This window comes from Microcoleus sp. PH2017_09_SFU_O_A (assembly GCF_020738625.1).
Classification (GTDB): domain Bacteria; phylum Cyanobacteriota; class Cyanobacteriia; order Cyanobacteriales; family Microcoleaceae; genus Microcoleus.
In genome coordinates this window covers 1-6,691 of sequence record NZ_JAEQCF010000148.1, presented here as the reverse complement: position 1 = coordinate 6,691, position 6,691 = coordinate 1, and the positions used below count along the sequence as shown (strand labels likewise).

Below are 6,691 nucleotides of genomic sequence, written 5' to 3'. Positions count from 1 at the left end.
GGGAGGGAGATACGGCGACGTATGCTCTCTTACCCGACAATCGCACGTCCGGTTCTAACTGAGAGGGGCGGGGAATAATATCCCCCCTCGACTCAACCATGACCTTGCCATTGACACCATTCAAATGAACATTATGGAGATACGATCGTTGTGACCAATTCTCAACCAGAGGAAGTCACCTCAAGCCACTCCGTCACCGAACGATGGCGGTGTTACGCAATGCAGGAAAAATACGGCTGGCGACTGCTACGAATCAAACCGACAAAAGACTCAACCCTCAAATACTCCTGCATATTTGAAGGTGAAACCAGTTTTCCTAACTACATGGATGAAGACGAGGAGGATTAACAAATGGGCAGAAAATACATTATTTTTCGCGCTGACTGGACAGAAGAAGAAGGTGCCGAGAACAGACTTTTAGCTCACACCGGAGGGCTAACCGACATTTTGGCAGAGTATTTTGATTCATCAAATTCACCGATTCCCGAACCTGGTTATCGGCCGCTAGAGTTCCAAACTCTGACAGAATCTAAAGACACCCAAATAGCTGGTGCTGATACTCATTACCGCGTAGGCGACTGGGAAGTAATTAGAGTAGAAGAATACCAGACAGCCATCCCGAACAATGCCTTTGAGGCGATCGTGGTTTGCTACTGCAAATACTCCCCTGTTCAAACACCCTTGATACCGATGCCAAAATCTACGGTTTCAGTTGACTCCTTCGGTTCCGAGGAAAAATATCGGCAGTATCTCGAACAAACAAAGCAAGCAACAGCACTTGTTTAGAAATAATCTCGACTAGGAAGGTATGGAAATTTTCATACCTTTTTTGATTATTTGCGGTTGGCTAAAACAAAAGTGGCGATCGATCTCCCAATTCGTGCCAATTTTGCCTAGAATAGATATAACCTATGAAATAACATCTGTCATGCAAAGTTACACGATCGCAGAAGTCTGTAATCCACAGGCGACAATCTTTATTAATGATGTTTAGAGATGCTTATGCGTGTTGTAAAAATTGACCGAATAATTGCGGCTGTGGCAAGGGTTTACCATCAGCTACGGTCGATTCAGTGAGAAGTTCCAAAACCTCGCGGGCATTTTTTAATGCGTCTTCGTAAGTATCCCCGTGGGTATGACAATAGTCTCCCCATTCGGGAAAACTAACGACATAGCAGCTATCCTCATCTGACCACTGAATAATAATGGTGTAATGACTGTCTTCATGTAGGTTAGGCGTAGGCAGGAAGTGGCTCATAAACAAGTTGCATGAGTTTTTCTGAGGGAACGGTTTCCATTGCATAGGTATTGCCTTGAGCATCCGCAAAATCTACTAGATAAGCGCGATCGTTAAAGCTCATCAGAATCGTGCCAACTTGTCCAGGTCGGAGCAAAATTGGCTCAGAGGTTTCTTTATGGATTGCCTGAATTCCTTCGGTTAAGGCAACAACATCATACTCGTGTAACGTCATCATAGTATCCTCACTTATTGACAGGATAGGTATTAGTTAACCTAGGAAAGTCTTCATCGGTGCGAATCATCCAACATGACAGCACCCAAGAGCTTCCAGTTTCTGTAGTCATGAAAAATTTGACATCATACTGGGTTCCATAGTTGTCTGTTTTATAAATTTCTGCCTCCTGATTGACCGCACATTCTAATAAAGCGACTTCTAAAATAGCTTTATTTTCTAGTGTAATTCCCAATCGATTTCTAAACAGGATGGCTTTATCTTTTCCTTTGGGATGCTGCATATTTAGTGAGTATCGCTCAAGCTTGTCGCCAAGCAGTGCTTTCTCTCCGTTGGGTAGTTTCATCTGTTGAAATGGTATAAGTCACTTGGCTGGACATGAATCAAGCTGGCGTCTCCTCCATTTTTCATTTTTCATTCTCAATTTTTAATTGTAACGCCTCACATTCCACCGCCAACGAAATACCCAACTCTGTCGCCAGCGCTAACGCTTGCTGACAATACTGCCGCGCCATCTCAACCTCGCCCAAGCCTTGATGCAGTTCTGCCAAATTTTTCAGGACTTCAGCTTTACCTGCTAAATCACAAATCTCACAAAAAATTACCAATGCCACGTGCAAATTTTTCAGCGCATCTGAATACTGCTCTAGTTTAATTTGAGAGTTTCCCAAATTGCATAGGGCACCACCTTCTCCGCGACGATCACTAATATCATGAGCAATAGTTAGCCATTGCTGAGTGTAGTTAACTGCCTGCTGATATTTGGCTAGAGCATGATAGACAAGCCCTAAGTTTCCCAGGGCATTACCTTCTCCTCGACGATCACCGATGCTATGCTTGATCATCAAAGATTGCTCAGTGTGGTCAATCGCTTGCTGATACTTACCTAGACAATGATAAGCAAGTCCTAGCCCGCCCAAGGCATTACTTTCTCCTCGGTAATCGCCAATCTTACGGGAAATCGTCAACCATTGTTGAGCATACTCAATCGCTTGTTGATAATCGCCCAACCTACGGCAAGTGAGTCCTAATCCACCCAAGGCGTTACCTTCTCCCAAAAAATCGTTAACTTTACGAGCTATTGTTAGACTTTGTTGATAAAAATATATTGCCTGAGAGTATTTAGACATATGAAAATTGTAATTTCCTAGCATTAGGTAACAAGTTATATCTGTGTCAGGAGTTACTTTGTTGAGTAGTTTCAGGCATGATTTTTCTCCATCTTTGTAGTAGCTCCAAAACTCTAGTTGTCTAGGAATATGAACTTTTGAAAAAAATTCTAAAGGTGTTAAGAGAATTTTTCTAGCCTCTTCCCAATTTCTGATTTCGCAGTAATGGTCAAACGCTTCCAGATAACCACGCACGGTTTCCAATTTGGGTGCATTAGGTGAAGGTTTGTAGGCAGTCAGCCATAGATCGGCTGCTTGACGTTCGGCAGATGTCCAGACCACTGTATCGGCTTTCAGCAGCTCGTAGGCGACGGAGCAAATCAAATTGTGTTGGCGAATATCAGTGCCTTCTTTTTCAATCAAAGCCCGATCGCCCAAAACTCGATAAGCCACTTTTTGCTGTTGAGACGATCGATCGCCAATCATCGCCAACCAAAACTTTTTGGGAACCGGGCGACGATACACCGCACTGCGGCAGAGCAAATCCAGAGCATCCGCAGGGAGTTGTTCTAAGGATTTCTTGATGCGTTCTCGGACTTTGCGATCGAGGGCTTCGTTGTATTCCGTTTCATCCAAGCGAGTCGCTTGTAGTTCCCTCGCAACTTGCTCAAATTCTGGTTGATAAATTTGCCAATAGCCGGAAACATTGCCTGCAAATTCCTGCAAAATATCTTCAGCAATCACCTTCAAAACCAGCGGATGACCTTCATATATCTTGGCGATGCGGGTGAGGATATCTTGGTTAGAAGGTTCAACAATTACCCCGCGTTTGGCAAAGAATTCCAGTTGTTCTAGCTGCAACAGCCCATTCAGTCGGTATTCTGCCCAAGTATTCGGGTAGCGATCGCTAAATTCAACCAGTTCCGTGGGAAGCGCTTGCGCCGTCAATACCAAACGGCTGACAACATTGGAATCGGTAAGGAAACGCTGAAGAAAATTTGCCCAATAAGCATCAACAAATTCAGTCGGCTGTTCGGGATTTAGCAAGCGTTCCAACGAATCGATTTGAATCCAGTAGGAATGAGATTGCAGCTTTTGCAAGAGTCGTTTCGATAACCGATCGGGATTATTCCGTTCCTGGGGATCGAGTTCGCGATCGCCCAATTTAGCTAACAATTCAGCAGCAACAGAGGCAAAATCTGGGCTTTGTCCCTCCAAAATTTCCAGATAAATCCATTGAAACGATCGCTCTTTCTCCCAGGTTTTACTAGCTAGACATTCTCCCAGCGTCGTTTTGCCAATCCCAGAAATGCCCTTAATCCACAACAAGCGAGTCTGTCCTTGCAATTTTGGCAGAAGTTCTTCAACGATCGATTCACGTCCCACCCAAGTTTGCGGATTGTAGGTCGATGGCATCGGTGGCTTCATCACCATATCGCCTGATTTCAGCCGTTTCTCCAGTGCGCCTTTAAAACTTGTTTTGCTGACCTTCTCTCCTAAAGCTGTAGAAAGCAAGTCCCACAACTTCTTGCCTTCATTTTTGATGTGTTGAGGGGCATAGCCTTCCATGCTCTCGTAGCCTTTGTCTGCCAGAGACTCGCACAAAATCATGCGCTGAATATCCGTTAAAGGATTGCCAGCATGAGCAAATAACACTCGATCGGCGACTTGAATAAGGTCTTCTGGGGTCATGAGTTCACGCAAGATTGTGAGGAAGCATTATTGTCTCAATAATAACCTTACTTTTTCGGAATTTTTCGTAACGACATAACTGGAGCGGGTTGCAAGAATTGGGTCATGAACTTCATTTAGAGGCTACTTCAATGAATCAACAACAGCCCACATCAATCCAACACACTGTTTTGCCGATTGTGCCGATCGACATCCAGCCCATTGTGGAGCATGGCGAATCACCGACGGCGATTATTCTGTCGATCGCGATTCTGAGTTCGACACTGATCGGCAGCATCACCGGATTAGTGCGCGTCATTTTAATGACCAAACCTCGCCGTTAGACTGAATTGAGCGATCGTATTTCTCGAAAAGTGCGATCGCTCAGAGTTTAATTAAAAAAAATTAGAAAGACAAGTAACAATCGCAGTTTCAATAACTACGGTAGCGGGCGTTGACGAATTTGATCGCGCTCCACCACCGTAAACCGTTCCTCAAATTGCAATCCTTCAATCTGTAATAAATTTAACAATATTGATGCTGGTTCTTCCGGCGTGTGAGGACGAAACCGCAAATAAATGACACCTTTTGGCGATCGCATCCGCAAGCGATAAATGAGTTCACCGTAATCGCGATCGAACGTCAAAATCACCCGTTGCTCATCCGTCGCACGAGCCAAAACATCCGCATCCTCAATTCGGGCGAGAATCCTCGGTAACAGAAGCGACTTCCAGATCCGCTTGTCGTAGCAGTCGTACACTCTGAAGAGGAAAGTTTTCATTTGCCAGAAACCGCATTAACTTGCCTCAGCAAAGAGTAGAGGCGTGTAAAATACGTCTTCTTTGAGGCATTCCGCAGCGAAGGCAAATACAGCTTGGATAGATTCATGATTAAGCGTTGGGTAGTTTTCTAGAACTTGTTGCTCAGTCCAACCTTCTGAAAATAGCCCTAAAACGAACTCCACGGATATTCGTGTCCCCTTAATTACAGGCTTTCCAAGCAGAATTTTAGGATTTGAGTGAATGTATGTTTTCCAGTTCATAGCCAGCTTGCCTCTACGGAGTCTGCATCTATTTTGAAACGTTTCTCTCTAGCTTACTTCATTTATCGTCTCAAACTCACGCCCCGATCGAATTGTGCGATCGGCACTTCCAGCTCAAAACTCTCTAAAGTATTATTTGTAGGCTAGGCGCAGGCAGGAAGTGTCTCATAAACGAGTTCCATGAGTTGTTCTGAAGCAACGGTATCAGAGATTATGACGTGAGACTTCTGCTGTTTGAGCTAAAAATTCTTGATAAGCCGATTCATCTCCAAAAGAGTCGATCGACACCTGAGCGTTTGGCATCGGTATCAGCGGAGTTTCGACGGGGACATATTTGCAGTATCCAACTACAATCATCTCAAATTCGTTATTAGGTATTGCTGTCGGGTACTCTTCCACCCTCACCACTTCCCAGTCTCCTGTACGGTAGTGGGTGCTAGAAGCGGAACCGTCAGCGCTGTGAAACTCCAGCAATCTGTACCCTTAAAAATGCAATCCCGCTTGAGAAGCGAACTCAAGCCAACTACTGTAAAGCAGAGCTAGCTCTCATTTACTTTGCATATCGTAATTATCAAGAAAACCTATACTTTTTCTTGATGGCTTTGTGCTGCTCCCCATCCGTTTAACATCAATACTTAAATACATATGAGCTTATCTGCACTCCGCGAAAACTTTTGTTACAATATGTAAGCTGTTACAAATCGTAACTTATGCTGGTTTCTATTTTAATAATTGACGTTGCCCTCGTTGCCTGGTCATTGCATCTAATGCAAGAGGCGATCGCGCAACGAGAATTTTCACTAATCCTAGCCGGCACCCTAGTTGCGGTTTCAGCCGCAGCCCTGGTAGTCGTCTACTTCCTCATGGGGTCTTGTTTGAGCCATTTAACCGAAATATCCCAGCACACCTACTAAATCGTAGTAGCGATCGACAAATTGTCAAAAAGCGAGGAATTTTTTTGAAAAAAAAGCCAAAAGCCTTGCCTGTCCAAGGCTCCAAACTATTTTCTCAAAAAGGCTTGACAAATATCGGTCAGTTAAGGCATGATTGAGAGCGCGAAAAGAAAGGGGAATTAGCTCAGTTGGTAGAGCACTACAATGGCATTGTAGGGGTCAGCGGTTCGAGCCCGCTATTCTCCATAAGTCAAGATTAGAGGGCGGTTGAAACCGCGTCTACACAAACGAAGTCCGCCTCCGCGGACTGAAGAGAATAACATAATCTTCACAGCGTATTCTTCAACGCACTTGGAGTGGGTTTTGTCTGTATACACGCGGTTTCAACCGCGAGCGTATTCTTAAATTCGATCGGTATGCCTCTAATCATTAATTTATTGGACAAGACTGGACAATGCGTACATGGCGATCCATAATACTAATATGGCAAAGTACGTGAAACCA

The 6,691-nt window shown here is 44.4% G+C and carries 10 protein-coding genes, 1 tRNA gene and 1 pseudogene; 5 read left to right on the top strand and 7 right to left on the bottom strand.

Going from position 1 to position 6,691, the window contains the following annotated elements:
• Positions 1-150: 150 nt before the first annotated feature.
• Both JGK16_RS31720 and JGK16_RS31715 read left to right on the top strand, forming a co-directional pair.
• Entirely contained in the window at positions 151-348 is a 198-nt protein-coding gene (locus JGK16_RS31720; RefSeq protein WP_293184477.1) for a hypothetical protein, read from the top strand.
• 3 nt (positions 349-351) lie between these two features.
• Positions 352-786 (top strand): hypothetical protein, encoded by a 435-nt coding sequence (locus JGK16_RS31715; RefSeq protein WP_293193851.1) that lies wholly within the window; start codon positions 352-354, stop codon positions 784-786.
• A gap of 214 nt (positions 787-1,000) precedes the next feature.
• On the opposite strand, the gene JGK16_RS31710 is transcribed toward JGK16_RS31715, so the two are convergent.
• The 4 genes from JGK16_RS31710 to JGK16_RS31695 all read right to left on the bottom strand — a co-directional run bounded on the left by JGK16_RS31710 (position 1,001) and on the right by JGK16_RS31695 (position 4,273).
• The gene (locus JGK16_RS31710) at positions 1,001-1,258 is read right to left on the bottom strand and encodes a type II toxin-antitoxin system HicB family antitoxin (protein ID WP_293193849.1); all 258 of its coding nucleotides are present in this window, start codon (positions 1,256-1,258) and stop codon (positions 1,001-1,003) included.
• Positions 1,233-1,475 carry a DUF4926 domain-containing protein gene (locus tag JGK16_RS31705; RefSeq protein ID WP_293193847.1) on the bottom strand — a complete coding sequence of 81 codons (243 nt, stop codon included), beginning with the start codon at positions 1,473-1,475 and terminating at the stop codon, positions 1,233-1,235. The genes JGK16_RS31710 and JGK16_RS31705 overlap by 26 nt, the downstream gene beginning before the upstream one ends.
• A gap of 7 nt (positions 1,476-1,482) precedes the next feature.
• Positions 1,483-1,818 (bottom strand): DUF6883 domain-containing protein, encoded by a 336-nt coding sequence (locus JGK16_RS31700; RefSeq protein ID WP_293193845.1) that lies wholly within the window; start codon positions 1,816-1,818, stop codon positions 1,483-1,485.
• A 61-nt stretch (positions 1,819-1,879) separates the two neighbouring features.
• Positions 1,880-4,273 carry a tetratricopeptide repeat protein gene (locus tag JGK16_RS31695; RefSeq protein ID WP_293193843.1) on the bottom strand — a complete coding sequence of 798 codons (2,394 nt, stop codon included), beginning with the start codon at positions 4,271-4,273 and terminating at the stop codon, positions 1,880-1,882.
• Between the two features lie 131 nt (positions 4,274-4,404).
• Between JGK16_RS31695 and JGK16_RS31690 the strand changes: the two genes are divergently transcribed.
• Entirely contained in the window at positions 4,405-4,596 is a 192-nt protein-coding gene (locus JGK16_RS31690; RefSeq protein ID WP_293193841.1) for a hypothetical protein, read from the top strand.
• A gap of 95 nt (positions 4,597-4,691) precedes the next feature.
• On the opposite strand, the pseudogene JGK16_RS31685 reads toward JGK16_RS31690, so the two are convergent.
• From JGK16_RS31685 to JGK16_RS31675, 3 genes and pseudogenes are all read right to left on the bottom strand, one after another.
• A pseudogene (locus JGK16_RS31685) lies at positions 4,692-5,049 on the bottom strand (DUF5615 family PIN-like protein).
• A complete protein-coding gene (locus tag JGK16_RS31680; protein WP_293193839.1) occupies positions 5,049-5,294 on the bottom strand; it encodes a DUF433 domain-containing protein in 246 nt (81 codons plus the stop codon). Before JGK16_RS31680 ends, JGK16_RS31685 begins: the two are co-directional and overlap by 1 nt.
• A gap of 204 nt (positions 5,295-5,498) precedes the next feature.
• Positions 5,499-5,768, bottom strand: coding sequence for a hypothetical protein (locus JGK16_RS31675; protein ID WP_293184503.1), 270 nt, complete (start codon positions 5,766-5,768; stop codon positions 5,499-5,501).
• A gap of 236 nt (positions 5,769-6,004) precedes the next feature.
• Between JGK16_RS31675 and JGK16_RS31670 the strand changes: the two genes are divergently transcribed.
• Together JGK16_RS31670 and JGK16_RS31665 are read left to right on the top strand one after the other, a co-directional pair.
• Positions 6,005-6,208, top strand: a complete 204-nt coding sequence (locus JGK16_RS31670; protein WP_293146445.1) for a hypothetical protein — start codon at positions 6,005-6,007, stop codon at positions 6,206-6,208.
• 152 nt (positions 6,209-6,360) lie between these two features.
• A tRNA-Ala gene (locus JGK16_RS31665) sits at positions 6,361-6,433 on the top strand.
• Positions 6,434-6,691 lie beyond the last annotated feature (258 nt).